We start from the raw sequence: 20324 nt of genomic DNA on the forward strand, positions 1-20324 counted from the left end.
GACTTCCATGTAACCATTATTATACAATGAACGTAAAATAAATAGACCTCATCCTGTACAGGGTTAAGGTAGAGGTGCGGTCAACAGGAGTACTTTCAGGAAGAGTGGTGTCGATGAACTGGAAGAAAAGGGTTGACTGCCGAAGTGTGAAATGATGCCGGTCTTTCACGCTGGTTTTACATCGAATAGGTGTTAAAACTGTCACTGAAGGTTGTTCTTCGGTGGAGCGCTATCTCACTAGGATAAAGGGAAATATCATATTTTCCATGTTATCCTTTATTTCTGCCTATATAAGGTAGTCGGTGAGATTAGCTCTACCGACTGCCTTATTTTAATTTTCGGAGGTGGCGTTTGTGATTCGGGTATTGGTTTGTGGTGCTTATGGAAAAATGGGTAGAGAAGTATTAAAAGCAGTACATACAGATGATCAGTTGCAAATTGTAGGAGCGGTTGATGTAAAATCTGATTTTAGTGATGTTGGTGATTTGATTGGTGTTGGCAAACTTGGCGTAATGATTGGCAATGATTTGCAAACAATAATCAATGAAACAAAACCACAAGTCATGGTTGATTTTACAAGGCCAGAGTCAGTAATGAATAATATCCGGGTTGCCTTGAATAGTGGGGTATGTCCTGTAGTCGGTACTACAGGTTTATCAGAAGAAAACCTGACTGAAGTTCGCGAATTATGCACGACGACTGGTGTTAATGCGCTTGTTTCACCAAATTTCTCTGTTGGAGCTATTCTAATGATGAAATTGGCACAGGATGCAGCTAAGTATTTTCCTCATATTGAAATAATTGAACTTCACCATGATCAGAAGCTTGATGCGCCATCGGGGACCGCTTTGCGCACCGCTGAACTAATTGCCCAAAAACGGGGAATTTTAGAGCAGGGACATCCTGATGAAGTAGAAAAGCTACAAGGAGCCAGAGGAGCAAATTACGCAGGAATACATATTCACAGCGTTCGCCTTCCGGGATATGTAGCTCATCAAGAGGTTATATTTGGTGGTCTAGGACAAACGCTTGTTGTACGTCATGATTCCATCTCCCGTGAATCCTTTATGCCCGGCGTTGTACTAGCATGTAAAAAAGTGCTTTCAATAAGTGGTCTGGTTTGCGGCTTAGAACAAATAATGGATTAAATGCTGAATGGAGTGGTAGTATGAAAAAGTATAATGTGGCAATTTTAGGAGCTACTGGAGCAGTTGGACAGGAATTTTTAAAGCTAATTGAAGAAAGAAATTTTCCCTTTGCCAATTTGAAATTACTGGCTTCAGCACGTTCAGCTGGTAAAACAATAGACTTTATGGGTCAGACATATGTGGTGGAAGAAGCAAAACCTGAATCCTTTGAAAATGTGCAAATTGCATTATTTGCTGGTGGAGCAGCAAGCAAAGCGCTTGCGCCGGAAGCGGTCAAACGCGGAGCGGTTGTTATTGATAATTCAAGTGCATTTAGAATGGACCCCAATGTGCCTCTGGTAGTACCTGAAGTTAATCCTCTGGCTATTCATGAGCATCAGGGCATCATCGCCAATCCTAATTGCTCAACTATTATTATGGCGATGGCTTTAAAACCAATTTATGATAAAGTAAAAATAAAGAGGATCATCGTCTCTACTTATCAGGCGGTGTCAGGAGCCGGCAAGGAAGCGATAGATGAGCTTGATGAGCAGGTGAAAGCCACAATCGACAAACGTCCGGTTGTAGCTAACATTCTGCCCAGTGCCAGCCTGCCTAAGCATTATCAAATCGCATTTAATCTTTTGCCGCAAATTGACGTTTTTCTAGAAAATGGTTATACAAAAGAAGAAATGAAAATGGTGCATGAAACACACAAGATTCTTGGTGACTCGACTATCGGCATATCGGCAACGACAGTACGTGTTCCTGTTTACCGGAGTCATTCAGAGTCAATCAATCTAGAGCTGGAAGGACCTTTGACTGTAGAGGAAGCTAAGGCTCTAATGGATGCTTTCCCAGGAGTGATTGTTGAAGACAACCCGGATGAGATGATATACCCGATGCCATTATATACATCAGACCGAAATGAGGTTTTCGTCGGTCGCATTCGCAAAGATACTTCTGTACCTCACGGCCTCAACATGTGGGTTGTCGGTGATCAAATTAGAAAGGGCGCAGCGTTAAACGCCTTACAAATTGCCGAATATATGATTGAGCAAAACTTAATTTGAGGTGCAGAGAATGCGTATTATCGTACAAAAATTTGGGGGGACATCAGTCGCCTCACCGGAAGTTCGACAAATGGTTTTGTCAAAGATTGAAAATGCACGCCAACAAGGCTATCGTCCTGTAGTTGTAGTATCAGCTATGGGACGTAAAGGGGATACGTACGCAACGGATACCTTAATTGGCGTAGCCAAAAACACGTATCAACACATTGCAGCTAGAGAACTTGATCAAATTATGTATTGTGGAGAAATCATATCGGCTGTTGTTATGGCAGGCACCATGCAGGCTGCGGGAATTGATGCAGTCATGCTGACTGGCGGGCAGGCCGGTATGATTACTGATAATAATTTCAATAATGGCCGTATTTTAAAGGTTGATCCTTCACGGATGCTTAATCTTTTAAAAATAGGTAAAACTCCTGTTGTGTGCGGTTTTCAAGGTATGACCGTAGACGGGGAACTAACGACACTGGGACGCGGTGGCAGTGATACAACCGCTGCAGCGCTGGGAGCGGCTCTTAATGCGGAATTGGTTGAAATCTACACAGACGTTGATGGCATTATGACAGCAGACCCAAGAATTGTTAAAAATGCCAAAATATTAGACCAAATCAGTTATGGTGAAGTATGCCAGCTTGCCCATCAAGGGGCTAAGGTAATTCATCCGAGGGCAGTTGAAATTGCTATGCAAAAGAACATTCCTCTAGTGGTAAAATCTACGTTTTCCGATGCTCCAGGAACGTTGATCACAAATGTAATTCAAAAAGAAACCGGTGAAACAGCTGTTTCTGACAAGGTAGCAACTGGAGTAACGTATTTGCCTGGTGTTATGCAAATCAAAGTTATTTTGGATGCGGCAACTACTCACAATGAAAGCTTTAAGGTTTTTCGTGCAATGGCTGAAAGTGGGATTAGTGTTGATTTAATTAATGTTCATCCGGGGTTAATTATGTTTACAGTTATGGAAGAGGTAGCCGATACTGCAATAGCCAAATTAGCAACTCTTGGCTATGAAGTGGAAACAACACGCAACTGTGCTAAAGTGTCGGTAGTGGGCGGCGGCATGCGTGAGGTGCCGGGTGTAATGGCTAATTTTGTTGAAGCATTATCTTTTAATGATATACCGATACTACAAACTGTAGATTCCCACACGTCCATTTCTGTCCTTGTTAAAAATGACGATGTCAATAGAGCGGTTACAGCCTTGCATGAACGGTTCGGGTTATCCAATTAAAGGGGAGGATAATATGAGAGATTTCGGAAGAATTCTAACGGCTATGGTTACCCCATTTAATCCTGACCAATCTGTAAATTATGCTGCCGCAGCACAATTGGCCCAATATCTTGTAGCAAATGGTTCTGATGGTGTTGTAGTTGCCGGAAGCACCGGCGAGTCTGCAACATTAAGCAAGGAAGAAAAACTTCGGTTATTCGCAACAGTTCTGGATGCGATCGGCGATCAAGCGACGGTTATTGCCGGAACAGGATCTAATGATACCCGCGCGTCCATTGCTTTGACGCAAGAGGCAGAAAAACTAGGAGTTCATGGCGCAATGCTTGTCGGTCCTTATTACAATAAACCAACTCAAGAGGGCTATTATCAGCATTTTAAGTCAATTGCAGATGCGAGTGCTTTACCTTTCATTGTATATAACGTGCCTGGCCGTACAAGTTCTAATATATTGCCACAAACAATTGCACGGCTTACAGCATGTAAAAATATTGTTGCTGTCAAAGAAGCAAGCGGAAGTCTTGATCAGGTTTCTGAAATCATACGGATTACCCCACCGGAATTTCTCGTTTATAGCGGCGATGATGGTTTGACATTGCCGGTATTGGCTGTTGGTGGTACGGGTGTAATCAGTGTTGCAGGGCACATAGTAGGTAAAAAGATGAAAGAAATGATCACAGCATTTTTCTTAGGAGATTTAGCAAAAGCACAAGCAATTCACTTAGAACTTCATCCTTTTTTCCGAGCAATTTTTATTACTACTAATCCTATTCCGATAAAAACGGCTGTGAACGTGATCGGATTGAATGCAGGACCGCTTCGCCTGCCGATGGTGGCAGCAACAGAAAACGAACTTGAGCATATTAAGCAGGCAATGCGTGATGTAGGCGCTTTAAATTAATACTTCAGCCATCTTCCGTGAGGAAGATGGCTGAAGTATTTATAAGGCTTAATTGCATATAATAAGCTAGTGGATTTGCCACTTGTTGTAAATGCTGGAATGCGATATAATAAAAATCAAGTGGACGGAACGGCGTGGTCCTTAACTATTTCGACATGGGCGGCGGTATAGAGAAATAGGGTTGTCTTTTCGCTGTTTTTTACTTTATTTAGTATTGATCTTCGGAGGTGTAACTTTTTTTGGCCAAATTACCGCAAAAATTACAGATAATTCCTCTAGGCGGACTTGGTGAGATAGGAAAAAATATGACTGTCGTTCGTTGCGGGGACGACATCATCGTAATTGATTCGGGCCTGATGTTTCCGGAGGATAGCATGCCGGGTATTGATTTGGTAATACCTGATATTTCCTATTTGCTTGATAATAGGGATTTAATACGTGCTATTATTTTGACTCACGGACATGAAGATCATATCGGAGCCTTGCCTTTTGTTCTAAAACAATTATGCGTTCCTGTTTACGGTACTCGTTTAACACTGGGAATCGTGAGTAACCGTTTAAAAGAGAATAATATTGCTAACAGTAACTTACATACTGTTGAAGCAGGTGACGAAATTGTTTTGGGGCATTTCAAAATCGGTTTTATTCACGTAAATCATAGTATTGCCGATTCTGTAGCACTATCTATAAAAACACCTGTCGGTACTATTGTTCATACTGGTGATTTTAAATTTGACCAGACTCCTGTGGATGGGAGAAGCAGTGATTTTCATAAGTTTTCCGAGCTAGGTGATCAGGGTGTGCTCGTGCTGCTTGCAGATAGTACGAATGCTGAGCGTCCTGGCTATACACAGAGCGAACGAATAGTAGGAGCAACATTTGAAGAAACTTTTAGAGTTGCTCGTGAGCGAATTGTTATCGCCACCTTTTCGTCAAACATCCATCGTATACAACAAGCCATCAATGCCGCAAATCAATATGGCAGAAAAGTAGCTGTTTTAGGAAGAAGTATGATTAATGTAGTCAATATTGCTATCGAACTGGGATATTTACATATTCCTGACGGCATATTGATTGATATTGATGAAATTAATAACTATCCTGCCTCAAGGATTGTTATCATAACTACCGGCAGCCAGGGCGAACCCATGTCGGCCCTAACGCGTATGGCGATGTCGGATCATAAGAAAGTAGACATTGCACCAGGAGATACTATTATTATTTCCGCAACGCCAATACCAGGCAATGAGAAATTGGTATTCCGCAATATCGATTACCTTCTTCGCCAGGGTGCTGAAGTTGTTTATGAGTCTGCTGCGGGTATTCACGTCTCCGGTCATGCCAGTCAGGAAGAACTAAAGTTAATGCATAACTTAGTGAGACCGAAGTTCTTTATACCTGTTCACGGGGAGTATCGTCATTTAATTAAGCACGCTAAATTAGCCCAGGATTTGGGCATGACGAAGGAAAATATCTTTATAGCTGATAATGGGAGCATTCTCGAATTCACTCGTGAAAAGGGGCAAGTCAGCGGAAAGGTAACAGCCGGCAGTATACTTGTCGACGGACTCGGTGTTGGCGATGTGGGAAATATTGTTCTCAGAGACCGCCGTCAGCTGTCTCAGGATGGCATACTCATTATGGTTGTTACAATGGATAAAGAAACTGGTTCAATATTAGTTGGTCCTGATATTGTATCGCGTGGTTTTGTCTATGTACGCGAGTCAGAACAACTAATGGAAGAAGCGAAGGACCGGGTTAAACTGGCTCTGGAAAAATGTGAAGTGAATGGGATTACCGAATGGGCTTCCATTAAAACCAGTGTCCGTGAAGTATTGGGAAAATATTTATATGAAAAAACACGCCGCCGACCAATGATTTTACCTATTATAATGGAAGTATGACCAAAACCGAGGCTTAATCCTCGGTTTATCTTTTTGTTATCGGTATGAAACTTGAATCCAGGTCCATACTAGTAAGGATATTACTAGTTGGAGGGAAATTATGATAGATAATGCTAACCCTGTTATAGCACCTCCTGGAACGAATCCGGAAAACCCTAATGAGCCATCATTACCGGCAGAAACACCTAAAAAACAGCGATCTGCCTCAGCAAAAAAAGGGACAACCGTCGAGAATATTCAGGAGCTAGGCAGCACAGAGGTGCCCACTGCAAAATCAAATGTTCATATTATGACTATTATAGGCCAAATTGAAGGCCATATGGTTCTTCCGCCACAGAACAAAACCACCAAATATGAGCATATTATGCCACAGCTTGTTGCAATTGAGCAGAATCCGGAAATTGAAGGGTTAATGCTGCTGTTAAACACAGTTGGGGGAGATGTTGAGGCAGGTTTGGCGATTGCTGAAATGATTGCCAGTATGTCAAAGCCGTCAGTATCCATTGTGCTTGGTGGTGGACACAGTATTGGTGCTCCTATTGCAGTATCAGCCACATATTCTTTTATTGTTGAAAGTGCCAGCATGACAATACATCCAATCCGGCTTACCGGAATGGTCATTGGTGCTCCCAGTTCTTTTGATTATTTGGAAAAAATGCAGGATCGAGTGAATAAATTCGTTGTAACCCATTCGAACATAAATGAAAAGAAATGGAAGGAGCTGCTTTTTAAAACAGGTGAACTTTCCCGTGATATTGGAACTAACGTTGTAGGAAAAGATGCCGTCCATTACGGTCTTATTAACGAAATTGGCGGTGTATCAAATGCACTTTTCAAACTGCAGCAGCTGATTAAAGCACAAAAAGAAAGTAAGGGGTTGAAGCAATAATGGTTTTATGGACCATTATCCCTGCTGAACTCGTCTTTCAAGAGCAAAATACAGTAGACTCACAGCCTGTTTACGAAGAAGTCGATTTGGCGGGAAAGAAGGTCATCGTCGAACGCTGTTCTCCTAATCAGTCCAGAATTATTAGACTTATATCAACCTGCCCGGAAGATTATATGACGGCAGAACTTCAACCGGGCACGATGCTCACCTATAAACCGACTTATGAGTAGTCAATCAGTTAAGGAGCTCTCTGTAAAGGAGAGCTTTTCCTTTTTTATGGAAAAGTGAAGGGATTTAAACAAATTTGTCGAATATACGTAATTTCAGAGGTGGTGCGGTTTGTTTAAATGGATCACAGAGTCTAATTCTGAACTGAAATATGAGTTGTTAGGGCTATTATTTATAACCGCAGGACTAATATCAATTATTAGTCTCATCGGCTTTCATGCTGGACCTGTAGGTATTTTTATTAGTAAAATGCTAAAATATACTTTTGGTGTAGGAGCGGCAGTTTTACCTGTTGTTGCTATTATTATTGGCTCCCGCTACATATGGAGCCGTCAGCCGGTTGTTTATTCAGTCAAATTTTGGGGACTTGCTTTATTATATTTTTTATTGCTTACCTTGTACCACCATTTTGTGATTGCTGAGGGCAAAGAGGTCTTACCGGAAAGCCTTGTACCTGGCGGGGGATTTATCGGGGGCATAACACTATTTTCACTGCGAAAATTATTTGGTTTAGACGGCAGTTTAATCGTTCTTATTGCTTTGTCGATAGCCTCCTTACTTTTAGCTACTACATGGTCACTGGCTAAAGCACTATTAATGGCTAAAGAAAAAGCGACGGATAGTTTAATGACCGCAAAAGAAGCAATCGCTTGCACGTATGAGCAGATGGCTGAGCATTACGAGGAAACTACCCGTTCAAATACAGTCTTTTATAATCAGGAAAAAGAACGTGCGGAGCGAACTGAACGCATCGAACGTTCTACACCGGTGCAGCCTCTCAGCAGGCAGGCTGAACAAGAATTTGCACCGGCTGTAAGTCATGAGCCGGAGGCAATAGCTACACCAATTGTACCTGCTGCCGGAATTCAGCCCTACACGGTTCCCCCGCTTACTCTTTTAAAAAAATCAATAAAACCAAAACAAAATAAGAGCAAAGAAGTCAGTGATAATGCACGTATACTTGAAGAGACGTTAGCCAGCTTTGGAATTAGTGTAAAAATTGTAAACACATGCCAGGGACCGGCAGTTACCAGGTATGAACTTGAACCTGCTCCAGGTGTAAAAGTAAGCAAGATTGTCAATTTATCTGATGATATTGCCTTAAAATTAGCAGCTCCGGGAGTGCGTATTGAAGCTCCGATTCCGGGAAAAGCAGCTATCGGCATCGAAGTCCCTAATAAAGATGTAGGCAGTGTCCATCAGCGTGAAGTATTGGAAAGCGAAGAGTTTCAAAAAGCGTCTTCCCGGCTTACCGTTGCTTTAGGTAAAGATATTGCTGGGCTGCCTGTTCTGGCAGATTTGGCAAAAATGCCCCATTTACTTGTTGCAGGGGCCACCGGTTCAGGGAAAAGTGTTTGCATCAATACGCTGATTACAAGCATTTTATTTCGTGCTCATCCAAGTGAAGTGAAATTTGTGTTGATTGATCCCAAAGTTGTCGAGCTTTCGAATTATAACGGTATACCTCATTTGCTGACGCCAGTGGTTACGGATGCCAAAAAAGCAGCAGCAGCTTTACGCTGGGCTGTGCAAGAAATGGAACGTCGTTATGCTTTATTTGCCTCAGCTAGTGTGAGGGATATTAGTCGTTACAATGAAGTTACTGTTGATGATAAATTACCGTTAATTGTTATTATAATTGATGAATTAGCTGATTTAATGATGGTTGCACCGGTTGATGTTGAAGACGCTATTTGTCGTTTAGCACAGATGGCTCGTGCTGCAGGGCTGCATTTAGTACTTGCAACACAAAGACCCTCTGTTGATGTAATTACCGGTACCATTAAGGCGAATGTTCCTTCCCGAATATCGTTTGCAGTATCTTCCCAAGTCGATTCTCGTACAATATTGGATATGGCCGGTGCAGAAAAATTACTTGGAAAAGGAGATATGTTATTCTATCCCGTAGGAGCTGCAAAGCCCTTACGTGTTCAAGGTGCCTTTATTGCTGATAATGAAGTAGAGGAATTAGTAACGTACATCAAACGGCAGGCTGAGCCAGAATATGCTGAGGGAGTCACTGCAGGGTGTCCTGAGCCCGCCGAGGATAAAGAGCAAGATAAATTTGAAGATGAAATGCTGGAAGAAGCAGTTCGAATGGTTCTCGAAACCGGTCAAGCCTCGGTATCTATGTTGCAGCGTAAATTTCGCATTGGTTATACTCGAGCTGCAAGATTAATTGATACGATGGAGGAATTAAAGATTGTAGGCCCCAATGTAGGAAGTAAGGCGAGAGAAATAATCATGACGTCTGACCAGGTTTATACGAAATATTTCAGGCAATAATAGTAGAAAGAGTTAATTTTAGTCATTTTGTAACCGCTAATAAGATATAGCAGGCATGGCGATAATTGATTTTGTACAATAGTTGAGGAGGTAGTTTCGTGGAGACGGTAGGAGAAATACTGCTATCTGAGAGAGAAAAAAGAGGGCTGACGGTAAAAGATGTAGAAGCTGCTACAAGTATTCGCGCATTATACATAAGTGCTATTGAAAACAATAACTTTGCAGTAGTCCCTGGTGAAGTTTATCTGAAAGGCTTTATAAGAAATTATGCTAATTATTTAGGTCTTAACGGCCAAGCCATGGTCGATTTGTACCGCCAGCAGCAGCTTCCTGCCAGCAATACTACTATTGAAGAACCAGAGGCGGCAGTGAATGCGCACCCAGATTCCTCCCCAACCGGAGGCTCGGCGACTAAATGGATGATCGTTGGTGCTGCAGCAGTTATTCTAGCCGGTGGTGTATGGTGGTTTACTTCGGGAAAAGAAGCAAATCCAAATTCTATACAACCCAAACAAACCGCGCCAGCGCCGGTTCAGCCACAGGCGCAAGTTCCGCCGCAAACGCAAGTTCCTGCACAGCAGCCTGCTAAAACTAAACCTGTTATCGTTGCAGCAAAATTTACTGCAGAATGTTGGGCGCAAATTACAGTTGATGGTAAAGAGATTTTTGAAGGAATCGTAGATTCTGGTGCATTGCGAACATGGGAAGCGGAGCAAACTATTGTTGTGAAGCTAGGAAATGCAGGGGCAGCTGAATTATCGTATAATGGACAGCCTGTAGGAAAGCTTGGTGCCCTTGGTGAAGTAATAACGAAAAAATTTACTCGTTAGTTCAATGGAGATTACCGGGGCTTGGATATCATATACCAAGTCCTATTTACTTACTGGAGAGATGATATGACAAACCAATTTTTAGTTACTAGCAAGAAAGAAATGCAAGATCGTGGATGGGATCAGCTTGATTTTGTATTAATCAGCGGTGATGCCTATGTGGATCATCCTAGTTTTGGTCCTGCTATTATTGGGCGGTTGCTGGAGCGGCATGGGTATAAGGTCGGAATTATTGCACAACCTGATTGGCGCTCAACTGCTGATTTTAAAAAGCTGGGTAAACCTCGCCTTGCGGTCTTGGTTACTGCAGGTAACCTGGACTCTATGCTTAATAAGTTTACAGCCGCAAAAAAATACCGCAGTACTGATAATTATTCTCCGGGAGGGCAAGCTGGACGTCGTCCTGACCGGGCTACCATTGTGTACTGTAACCGGGTTCGGGAAGTATGGAAGCAAATTCCCTTGATTATAGGTGGTATTGAGGCCAGCTTAAGACGTTTTTCTCATTATGACTACTGGTCAGACAGTATCCGCCGGTCTATTGTTGTCGATTCCCGGGCCGATTTGTTAATCTACGGAATGGGTGAAAAACAAATAATAGAGGTTGCTGATCAATTGTCTGCAGGGATCGCTGTATCTCATATTCGCGATGTGCGTGGAACCTGTTATTCATCTGACACGATAGAACATATATGGGATTATATCGAAGTCCCGCCGCATGAAGCAGTTATTACAGATAAGTACGCTTTTGCGCAGGCTTTTCAAATTCAATATGAAGAACAGGATCCAATTCGCGGAAAAACGGTAGTACAGCGCCATGGGGAGACTTTCATTATCCAAAACCCTCCGGCATTGCCGTTATCTACTGATGAAATGGATGAAATATATAATTTGCCGTATGAGCGTACTTTTCATCCCAGCTATGATAAAGATGGTGGAGTCCCGGCTATTCAGGAAGTTAAATTCAGCCTGGTCAGTCATCGCGGCTGCTTTGGCGGATGCAGCTTTTGTGCCATCGTATCTCATCAAGGCAGGATTATTCAAAGCCGCAGTCAACAATCCATTATTGACGAAGCAATACTAATTACAAAAATGCCTGATTTTAAGGGTTATATTCATGATGTCGGTGGGCCAACGGCCAATTTCCGAATGCCAGCCTGCAGTCATCAAGAGGTCCGGGGGGCTTGTAAAGGACGGCATTGTTTAGCACCTGCTCCGTGTAAGAATCTATCAACTGACCATAGTGACTATTTGCAATTACTACGAACCCTCCGTGCATTGCCGCGAGTGAAAAAAGTCTTTATACGATCTGGATTGCGCTATGACTACTTGCTAGCTGCTAATGACAGCGAGTTTTTAGCAGAACTTTGTGAACATCATGTGAGCGGGCAGCTGAAAGTTGCGCCTGAACATATCGCAGCAAAAGTTACGCGGCTAATGGGGAAATCAGGAAAAGAAACTTATGTAAAGTTTATGAATGCCTATAAAAAAACGAATGCGGCGCTTGGTAAAGAACAGTATTTAGTGCCTTATTTCATGTCCAGTCATCCCGGATCCGGCCTGAAAGAAGCTGTGGAATTGGCTGAATTTCTGCGGGATATTGGCTATCAGCCAGAGCAAGTACAAGACTTTATTCCTACTCCAGGAAGCTTGTCAACAGTAATGTATCATACCGGACTCAATCCCCTTACCGGTGAAAAAGTATATGTTGCTAAAGATCCCCATGAAAAGAAGCTGCAGCGTGCTCTTATGCAGTTCCGGAATCCTAAAAATTATGAGCTTGTTTTTGAAGCATTAACCAAAGCTCACCGAGAAGATTTAATTGGTTATGGACCCAAATGCCTAATTCGGCCGAGAAGAAATGTTCCTAATGCAAAGTCGCAGCCATTTGGGCGACCGGACAAAACCAGGCCTTCTCCTAAACATACAGTAAAAAAGCAAGCTAGCCGTCGCTAGCTTGCTTTTTTACTGTATGTTAGGTTTGATTGCAAATAGTTTTCTGCAATTATCAGTTAGTAAGTAAATAGCAATGATACCGTGGGGAACAACGACGAGCACTCCCGTTCCTAACTTTCCGCTCAGCATGAGGAAAATACCTATGATAACCGATAAAACAGATAGCGCCAATTCTATAAATCGGGCCCAGGGCTTTAACTTTGTTAACCCATAAGCAGGCAAGGCATATAACAGCGTCGATATAAGATTGCCAAATGCCATTACTACATTTGATTGTGTTACAAAGTTATTGTATGCAGCTAGTAAATTACCGATGGCAACCAAAAACAAGTAACCAATAATCAAAAGTAAAGGCCAGGTTAAATCGGGGTGAAACATGGTCATCCATCGGGGGCGATCACTCATGTGTAACAGCTCCTTTCTTATGCACTTCTTATATTGTACATAATTTATCAATAATTGGGAATAACTTAAGCTTAGAAATTGTGGAAATGCGGCTCCTTATTGAATCAATCTCTTATGATTGCTATGAATTATATTGATTAGCATCTCCTAATCAGATATAATATAATTTAGTGCTTGTACAAATATACGTTTGGTGTAAGGAGCGAATGCCTTATGCGTCGGTATCTGCCCATATTATTAATGGCTTTTTTCTTATTGGTAATTGTGCTAGTGGGAACCACTTATTTAGAAGGTTTTGCCGGGCGCCCTAAAAAAGAAAATGGGACTAGCTTTACTGTTTATACGAGTTTGCCGGTAGAACAGGCTGCATTACTAGCTGAACAATTCGAGAAAAGCTCTACGATACAAGTCAATCTAGTCCCCGTAAGCGAACAAGAATTGCTTGTCCGCCTAAAGAATGAGTCGATTAGCCCCAGAGCGGATGTAATTGTGACATCAAAATCAATGTTACAGCAGGCTGGCAAACTAAATTTGCTTGAACCTTTCGCTTCAGAACAAACCGATATTATTCCATCCCGCTTTAAGGATGAGCAGGATATTTGGACAGGACTCTGGTTTGACCCTATTATTTTTGCCGTTAATCAGGATTACTTGAAAAAAACACCGCAGATTCCCGAAAGCTGGGCAGCTTTATCAACTGATCCCAAAACGCGTCTGGCTATGACCGATTTTCTTGCTGCAGATGCAGCAGCCAATTTATTATATACTTTTGCAAGTATAAATGGTGAGGAACAAACCTTGCTGTTTTTTAAGAAGCTTCATCCTCAAATTATTCAATATGCTAAATTCTTGTCAACACCTGTGCGCATGGCTGGAATGGGAGAATGCGATATAGCGATAGCCGTTCAAAGTGAAACTTTGAGATATATGCAGGAAGGTTTTCCGCTGCAGGTAGTTTATCCGGAGGAAGGAACCTCTTATGTGTTAACAGGCAGTGCTTTAGTGAAAAATGCTTCTCACAAACCGGAAGCACAACAGTTTATTGACTGGCTTTTGCAATCTGAAGCGCAGCAAACGTTAGATAAAAATCGTTTTTATTTTATACCGACTAATCCAGAAATAAAAAAATATAAAGACTATAAACAAAAACCAATTATGCTTTTTGATAAGGAATATCAATTTACGACTGAACAACAGCACAAATTACTAGATAATTGGGTGCAAGCCGTGCGGTTAGGTAAATGATTTGGGGGAGAAAACTATGTTAAAAGCCGGGTTTGTAAGCCTTGGCTGCGCCAAGAATCTTGTTGATACAGAAATTATGTTAGGCATGTTAGTTGAAAGAAAGATTGAATTAACCGATGATCCGGCTAATGCGGATATACTCATTGTTAATACCTGTAGCTTTATTGAATCTGCAAAAGATGAGTCAATTGCAACTATTTTGCAGCTTGCCGAATATAAGACAACAGGGAAGTGCCGCGGATTAATTGTAGCCGGCTGTCTCAGTCAGCGCTACCAGCAAGAGCTGTTGGACGAGCTTCCTGAAGTAGATGCAATCATCGGCACTGGTGCGTGGCATCGAATTATTGAAGCCGTTGATGCCGCCTTAGCTGGTGAGCGAATTATGATTGTCGGCAAGGCAGATACTTTATATGATGAAAACATGCCTCGTATAAAAACCACTCCTAAATACAGTGCATATGTAAAAGTAGCAGATGGATGCAGTAATTGCTGTTCGTACTGTATTATCCCTAAGGTAAGAGGGAGTTTCCGCAGCAGGCAGATTGAATCTATTCTTGCAGAAGTAAAACAGCTGGTTGCCGAAGGCGTTAAGGAAATAAATTTAATTGCGCAGGATACTACCAGTTACGGACGTGATTTGTATGGGACTCCTCAGCTTACAGCTCTTTTAAAAGAGCTTGTAAAAATTGAAGGAGATCACTGGTTTCGGTTATTATATTGCTATCCTAAGTATTTTACCGATGAACTGATTGATATCATTGCACAGGAACCTAAAATTTGTAACTATATTGATTTACCGCTTCAGCATATTCATGATGATATTTTGAAAAAAATGAACAGACCTGATACGAATGCGGATGTCTGTACGTTGCTTAGTAAAATTCGCAGTAGAATTCCAGGTGTAGCAATCCGAACCTCGTTTATTGTTGGCTTTCCGGGTGAGACACAAGAGCAGTTTGAAACCTTGCGTCAATTTGTAACTGAACAGCAATTTGAACATGTAGGTATTTTTACATATTCCCAGGAGGAAGATACTGTAGCCGGTGTGATGGAAAACCAGATCTCCTCGGACATCAAGGATGAACGGTATCATGATTTAATGGCGCTCCAGTGTCAGGTTTCCGAAGATATTAACCGCTCTATGGAAGGGCAGATTGTTGATGTTCTTGTTGAGGGAGTAAACCTTGAGCAGCCTGATATCGTATTTGGCCGCTCTTGTAGGGAAGCACCTGATGTTGACGGTCAGATATTTATTGAGAATGCGGCTGATATTAAAATTGGAACTATTGTAAAAGTAAAGATTATGCAGGGATTTACCTATGATTTAGTCGCAGAAAAACTATAATACATTCTTTAAAACAAAATAGTAGGAAATCCTACTATTTTGTTTTTTTGCTTTCCTTTGGTGCTGATTTTAAATGAAAAAGGATTTTTTTTAACCTACTCGAATGCTAATAGTAAGGGGGTACGATGATGATTGTTGAGATTGTCACTACAGGCACAGAATTATTATTAGGTCAAATTATAAACACCAACTCGGCATGGTTGTCGCAGCAATTAAATGCATTAGGATTTAATGTAATGTATCAATCTACGGTTGGGGATAACCGGGAGCGGATGGCTCAGGTTTTTGCTACAGCATTAAACAGGGCCGATATTGTCATCACTTCTGGCGGACTAGGTCCAACGCTAGGAGATATAACCAAAGAAGTGTCAGCAAATCTAGTAAATCGGAAACTTTGTCAACACGCAGCAAGCGCTGCTAAAATAGAAGCATACTTTAGCAAGCGTGGCATAACGATGCCGGAAAGTAACTTGAGACAAGCTCTCATTCCTTTAAACTCTATTGTTCTAGATAACGATTCCGGTACTGCACCGGGAGTAATAATAGAGGAAAATAATAAAGTTATTATCCACTTGCCAGGACCACCGAATGAATTAAAAGCAATGTTCAGCCAAAAAGTGATTCCTTATTTACAGGAACGCTATTTTTCGCAGGGTGTGATTTTATCACGTGTATTGCGTGTGTACGGAATAGGCGAATCCAGCTTAGAAGCGTCACTTCAGGACTTGGTGGAAGCGCAGGGCAATCCCACAATTGCCTTATTAGTGAAGAAAAGCGAAATCCATATTCGGCTTACCGCCAAATGTAAAGATGAGTGTGAGGCTCAAACCGCAATTCAGCGGATTGAGAAAATAATACGTGACCGCTTAGGTGATGCTGTCTTTGGCGCGGATTCAGATTCGCTGGAAATGGTAGTTGGCAGCCTGTTTAGAGAAAAAGAGTTGACAGTAGCTTTAGCAGAATCTTGTACAGGTGGTCTAATTAGCAGCCGGCTCACAGATATTGCCGGAAGCTCCGACTATGTAATCGGTGGGATAGTTTGCTACAGCAACGCAATAAAAAGTAATTTTGTTGGTGTGCCGAATGAGATACTGGAAAACTACGGAGCAGTAAGTGAGCCTACTGCTCTCAGTATGGCTTCTAATATTCGTAATAAGTTTGGCGCTTCCATAGGTATTGGTGTAACGGGTATTGCCGGTCCGGGAGGTGCAGTAGCAGACAAGCCAGTTGGGTTGGTTTATATCGCTATTGACGGCCCGCAAGGCAGTCGTTGTTTCCGATTTGAGTTTTTAGGAAAGCGCAAAGAAATAAAACAACGCACATCACAAGCAGCTTTATTTGAGCTCAGAAGATATGCGCTTGAAATCTAAGGAGGAAATGTCGTTGAAAGAATTTGGTCTATTTGGTTCGATTGAATTAAATAAAAAAACCATGGCAGCAATAGCTGCCATGGGCTTTGAAGAACCCTCTCCGGTCCAGAGTCAAACTATTCCCTTGGTTATGGAAGGGCATGATGTCATTGGACAAGCTCAAACGGGCACTGGTAAAACTGCAGCTTTCGGAATACCGATTGTAGAAAGAGTGACTGATCAGCGCCAGATTCAGGCGTTAGTTCTTACTCCTACACGGGAGCTTGCAATTCAAGTATCGGAAGAACTAGCTAAAATAGGTAAATTTAGAAAAATGAAAGTCCTTCCTATCTATGGCGGCCAGGCAATTGACAGGCAAATACGGGCGTTACAGTTTGGTGTTCAGGTAATTGTTGGTACTCCAGGGCGCCTCTTAGATCACATTAACAGAGGCACAATTAAGTTGAATACAGTAAAAATGCTGATTTTGGATGAAGCTGATGAAATGTTGGATATGGGTTTTGTTGAAGATATTGAAAATATTTTGCGTCATATTCCTAGCGAAGAGAGGCAAACATTATTGTTTTCGGCGACAATGCCAGCTCCGATTAGAAGGTTAGCGGAGCGCTACATGCGGCAGCCTGTAACCATTACGATTAGCAAAGAACAGCTCACCGTTCCTTTAATTGACCAATATTATTATGAAACACGGGACAAATTAGAAGGCTTGTGCCGTGTACTGGATGTCGAAGATGCAGAGCGTATTATTATTTTTTGCAGAACCAAAAAAGGCGTTGATGACTTAGTAGCTTCACTCCAGGCACGGGGATACCTGGCAGATGGGTTGCACGGCGATTTAAGTCAGGCTCAACGGGATAGAGTAATGCGTAAATTCCGGGATGGCAAGCTGGAAATCCTGATTGCAACAGACGTTGCAGCCAGAGGTATCGATATTGAACATATTACTCATGTCATTAACTATGACGTGCCGCAGGACCCGGAATCGTATGTTCATCGAATTGGCCGTACAGGCAGAGCCGGGAAAAAAGGGGTGGCCATTACCTTTATTGAACCCCGTGAATATCGCCAACTGCGGCTGATCGAACAATTGGTGAAAGCCCGTATTATGAGGCGGCAGTTACCTTCGTCGGCAGATGTATTAGAACGGCAGCGAGAACTGATTAAAAGCCAGCTTATGCAGACTGCGGAGCAAGAGAATTTTGCCGATTACCATTCCTTAGTGGCGGACCTGGCTGTAAATTATGATCCGATGGACCTTGCGGCAGCCGCTTTAAAATTGTGGCAAGAAGGCTTTAAAGAAAAAGAAGAAAAGACGCCTGCATTTAGTAATACAGGCGGCAAGCCGGGGATGGTCAGACTTTTCTTTAATATTGGCAAGGCGCAAAAAATACGTCCGGAAGATATGGTTCGTGCTATTGCCGAAGAAGCTGACATAGCAGGAAATATGATCGGCGTAATTAATATCTACGAAAAATTTACGTTCGTCGATATATCGGAAGACGTAGCTGAACGGGTCTTATCGGTCATGCATAAAAACTCCATAAAGGGTTACCGGGTTAATGTCGAACCTGCACGTGGCCGCTAATCCATTATACTTTTTCCAAACCATACTTTTTAGTAAATCGTTCCACACGTCCTGTAGTATCTACAATCTTTTGTACACCCGTAAAAAAGGGATGACATTTTGAGCATACATCTACTTTGAGAACTTTTTTTGTAGATCCTGTCTCGAAAGAATTCCCGCATGCACAAGTGGCAGTGATTTGATAGTAGGGTGGATGAATTTTTTCTTTCATCCGATACACCTCCGCCTTTAATTGATTCATTACATTTTTATTCCGGTAATGTACAGGCGATACCTTATTTAATAAAATTAATTGACAGTGCGAACAAACGTTTGTACAATTATCTTAGTAATAACCTTGGGGAGGACAAGAATGGACAAGCAAAAGGCATTGGAAAATGCGCTTCGCCAAATAGAAAAAGATTATGGCAAGGGCTCTATCATGAAGCTCGGCGAAGCTGCTGCTAAAATGAATATTGAGGTAATCCCTTCAGGTGCATTAGCGTTAGACATAGCCTTAGGAGTTGGCGGCGTACCGCGTGGCCGTGTTATTGAAATCTATGGACCTGAATCATCCGGTAAAACAACAGTCGCACTCCACGTGATAGCCGAAGCGCAAAAGATGGGGGGCATTGCAGCGTTTATTGATGCTGAACATGCGCTAGACCCTGTTTATGCTAAAAAGCTTGGTGTTGATATTGATAATTTGCTAATCTCACAGCCTGATAATGGTGAGCAAGCTTTAGAAATTGCCGAAGCATTGGTACGGAGCGGAGCTATCGATATTATTGTTATCGACTCTGTAGCAGCGCTTGTTCCTCGGGCGGAAATAGAAGGTGAAATGGGAGATTCCCATGTTGGTCTTCATGCACGCTTAATGTCTCAGGCCCTGAGAAAGCTCACCGGTATCATCAGTAAATCCAGAACTACTACTATTTTTATTAATCAGATACGCGAAAAGGTTGGAGTCATGTTCGGTAATCCTGAAACGACGACTGGTGGACGAGCTTTGAAATTTTATGCCAGCATTCGTCTGGAAGTTCGTAAGGGAGAAGCTATTAAAGCAGGTAATGATGTTGTTGGCAATCGCACAAAAGTAAAAGTTGTTAAGAATAAAGTTGCACCTCCGTTCCGGCAGGCTGAGTTTGATATTATGTACGGTCTTGGAATTTCCCGTGAAGGGAGTCTTGTTGATATTGGAACTAATATGGAGATCATCGCTAAGAGTGGAACTTGGTATTCGTATGCTGGAACACGCCTGGGGCAGGGTAAGGAGAATGCTAAAGAGTATTTGAAAGATAATCCGGAAATTGCAATCGAGATTGAGAGCAAAATCCGTGAATCCTTATTAACTGGTGAAGCAAAGGTAGCTGTTCGTGTTGAAGAAGATGATATCGAATAGTTCAACGGCCTTGCATGATGCAGTCAAACTTCTTGCCGGGAGATCTCTTAGTGAAAAAGAGCTGCTGACAAAATTAAGGCAAAAGGGCTGGGAGGAGCAGGAGGTTTCTGCTGCTTTAGATAAGCTTCGTTTGCGAGGCTACATCAATGACGAGGCATTGTGCCGTCAGTTATTTACTGCGTATATTAACAGCAGCAAACACGGCTTAAAGTATATCCTTGCTAAATTGAAAAATCGTGGATTGGATATAAGCCTCATTCAGAATGAGATTGTAGATTATGATTATCAGAGCGAATATGAGCGGGCACTTATTATGGCGCAGCGCAAATTTGCCAGGCAGACTGAAGTAGCTCAAGATAAGATTGCCCGGTTTTTGCTGACAAAGGGATTTACTAATTCAACTGTAGTCAAAGTTATTAATGAAATTACCGGGCAGGTTTAAGCAATTCAGATTCTGGTTAACTTGACACTACTTTGAAAAACATTTACAATTATAGTAGTCAGTCGTGTAACCATATATTGCTTGTTTACTTTTAAGAGCCTGAAGCATAAGGGAGCAATTCATGATGCT

18 protein-coding genes and 1 riboswitch are annotated in these 20324 nt (G+C 42.1%); of the genes, 16 read left to right on the forward strand and 2 right to left on the reverse strand.

The window, feature by feature from the left end:
• Positions 1–61 precede the first annotated feature (61 nt).
• Positions 62–240: riboswitch (Lysine riboswitch) on the forward strand.
• Positions 241–353: 113 nt separating this feature from the next.
• The 10 genes from dapB to RTR76_RS11445 all read left to right on the forward strand — a co-directional run bounded on the left by dapB (position 354) and on the right by RTR76_RS11445 (position 12422).
• Positions 354–1148 (forward strand): 4-hydroxy-tetrahydrodipicolinate reductase, encoded by a 795-nt coding sequence (dapB, locus tag RTR76_RS11400; RefSeq protein ID WP_312520742.1) that lies wholly within the window; start codon positions 354–356, stop codon positions 1146–1148.
• A 20-nt stretch (positions 1149–1168) separates the two neighbouring features.
• On the forward strand, positions 1169–2200 hold the full coding sequence (locus RTR76_RS11405; RefSeq protein WP_312520744.1) for an aspartate-semialdehyde dehydrogenase: 1032 nt from the start codon (positions 1169–1171) through the stop codon (positions 2198–2200).
• Between the two features lie 10 nt (positions 2201–2210).
• Entirely contained in the window at positions 2211–3431 is a 1221-nt protein-coding gene (dapG, locus tag RTR76_RS11410) for an aspartate kinase (protein ID WP_312520746.1), read from the forward strand.
• Between the two features lie 13 nt (positions 3432–3444).
• On the forward strand, positions 3445–4329 hold the full coding sequence (dapA, locus tag RTR76_RS11415) for a 4-hydroxy-tetrahydrodipicolinate synthase (protein WP_312520748.1): 885 nt from the start codon (positions 3445–3447) through the stop codon (positions 4327–4329).
• A 239-nt stretch (positions 4330–4568) separates the two neighbouring features.
• Positions 4569–6233 carry a ribonuclease J gene (locus RTR76_RS11420; RefSeq protein ID WP_312520750.1) on the forward strand — a complete coding sequence of 555 codons (1665 nt, stop codon included), beginning with the start codon at positions 4569–4571 and terminating at the stop codon, positions 6231–6233.
• Positions 6234–6333: 100 nt separating this feature from the next.
• Complete coding sequence (locus tag RTR76_RS11425) at positions 6334–7122, forward strand: ATP-dependent Clp protease proteolytic subunit (protein WP_312520752.1); 789 nt, start codon at positions 6334–6336, stop codon at positions 7120–7122.
• Positions 7122–7352 carry a YlzJ-like family protein gene (locus tag RTR76_RS11430; protein WP_312520754.1) on the forward strand — a complete coding sequence of 77 codons (231 nt, stop codon included), beginning with the start codon at positions 7122–7124 and terminating at the stop codon, positions 7350–7352. The genes RTR76_RS11425 and RTR76_RS11430 overlap by 1 nt, the downstream gene beginning before the upstream one ends.
• Before the next feature lie 109 nt (positions 7353–7461).
• Positions 7462–9636 carry a DNA translocase FtsK 4TM domain-containing protein gene (locus RTR76_RS11435; RefSeq protein WP_312520756.1) on the forward strand — a complete coding sequence of 725 codons (2175 nt, stop codon included), beginning with the start codon at positions 7462–7464 and terminating at the stop codon, positions 9634–9636.
• Between the two features lie 98 nt (positions 9637–9734).
• Positions 9735–10466 (forward strand): RodZ domain-containing protein, encoded by a 732-nt coding sequence (locus RTR76_RS11440; RefSeq protein ID WP_312520758.1) that lies wholly within the window; start codon positions 9735–9737, stop codon positions 10464–10466.
• Between the two features lie 66 nt (positions 10467–10532).
• A complete protein-coding gene (locus RTR76_RS11445) occupies positions 10533–12422 on the forward strand; it encodes a YgiQ family radical SAM protein (protein WP_312520760.1) in 1890 nt (629 codons plus the stop codon).
• Between the two features lie 9 nt (positions 12423–12431).
• Here RTR76_RS11445 and RTR76_RS11450 read toward each other — a convergent pair whose 3' ends face one another.
• Positions 12432–12827 carry a hypothetical protein gene (locus RTR76_RS11450; protein WP_312520762.1) on the reverse strand — a complete coding sequence of 132 codons (396 nt, stop codon included), beginning with the start codon at positions 12825–12827 and terminating at the stop codon, positions 12432–12434.
• Between the two features lie 213 nt (positions 12828–13040).
• Between RTR76_RS11450 and RTR76_RS11455 the strand changes: the two genes are divergently transcribed.
• From RTR76_RS11455 to RTR76_RS11470, 4 genes are all read left to right on the forward strand, one after another.
• The gene (locus RTR76_RS11455) at positions 13041–14072 is read left to right on the forward strand and encodes an extracellular solute-binding protein (RefSeq protein WP_312520764.1); all 1032 of its coding nucleotides are present in this window, start codon (positions 13041–13043) and stop codon (positions 14070–14072) included.
• Positions 14073–14088: 16 nt separating this feature from the next.
• A complete protein-coding gene (gene rimO / locus RTR76_RS11460; protein ID WP_312520766.1) occupies positions 14089–15417 on the forward strand; it encodes a 30S ribosomal protein S12 methylthiotransferase RimO in 1329 nt (442 codons plus the stop codon).
• Between the two features lie 125 nt (positions 15418–15542).
• Positions 15543–16787 (forward strand): competence/damage-inducible protein A, encoded by a 1245-nt coding sequence (locus tag RTR76_RS11465; protein WP_312520768.1) that lies wholly within the window; start codon positions 15543–15545, stop codon positions 16785–16787.
• Between the two features lie 7 nt (positions 16788–16794).
• Positions 16795–18372, forward strand: coding sequence for a DEAD/DEAH box helicase (locus RTR76_RS11470; RefSeq protein WP_396144875.1), 1578 nt, complete (start codon positions 16795–16797; stop codon positions 18370–18372).
• Positions 18373–18376: 4 nt separating this feature from the next.
• Here the strand turns inward: RTR76_RS11470 and rpmE are convergent, their stop codons facing one another.
• Positions 18377–18583: a 50S ribosomal protein L31 gene (rpmE, locus tag RTR76_RS11475; RefSeq protein WP_312520772.1), complete on the reverse strand. Its 207-nt coding sequence runs from the start codon at positions 18581–18583 to the stop codon at positions 18377–18379.
• Between the two features lie 141 nt (positions 18584–18724).
• Between rpmE and recA the strand changes: the two genes are divergently transcribed.
• Positions 18725–19753, forward strand: coding sequence for a recombinase RecA (gene recA / locus RTR76_RS11480; protein WP_312520774.1), 1029 nt, complete (start codon positions 18725–18727; stop codon positions 19751–19753).
• A complete protein-coding gene (locus RTR76_RS11485) occupies positions 19728–20195 on the forward strand; it encodes a regulatory protein RecX (protein ID WP_312520776.1) in 468 nt (155 codons plus the stop codon). The genes recA and RTR76_RS11485 overlap by 26 nt, the downstream gene beginning before the upstream one ends.
• The last annotated feature ends 129 nt before the right edge of the window (positions 20196–20324 follow it).

It is taken from the genome of Anaerospora sp. (genome assembly GCF_032013335.1).
Classification (GTDB): Bacteria; Bacillota; Negativicutes; order Sporomusales; family DSM-15969; genus Anaerospora.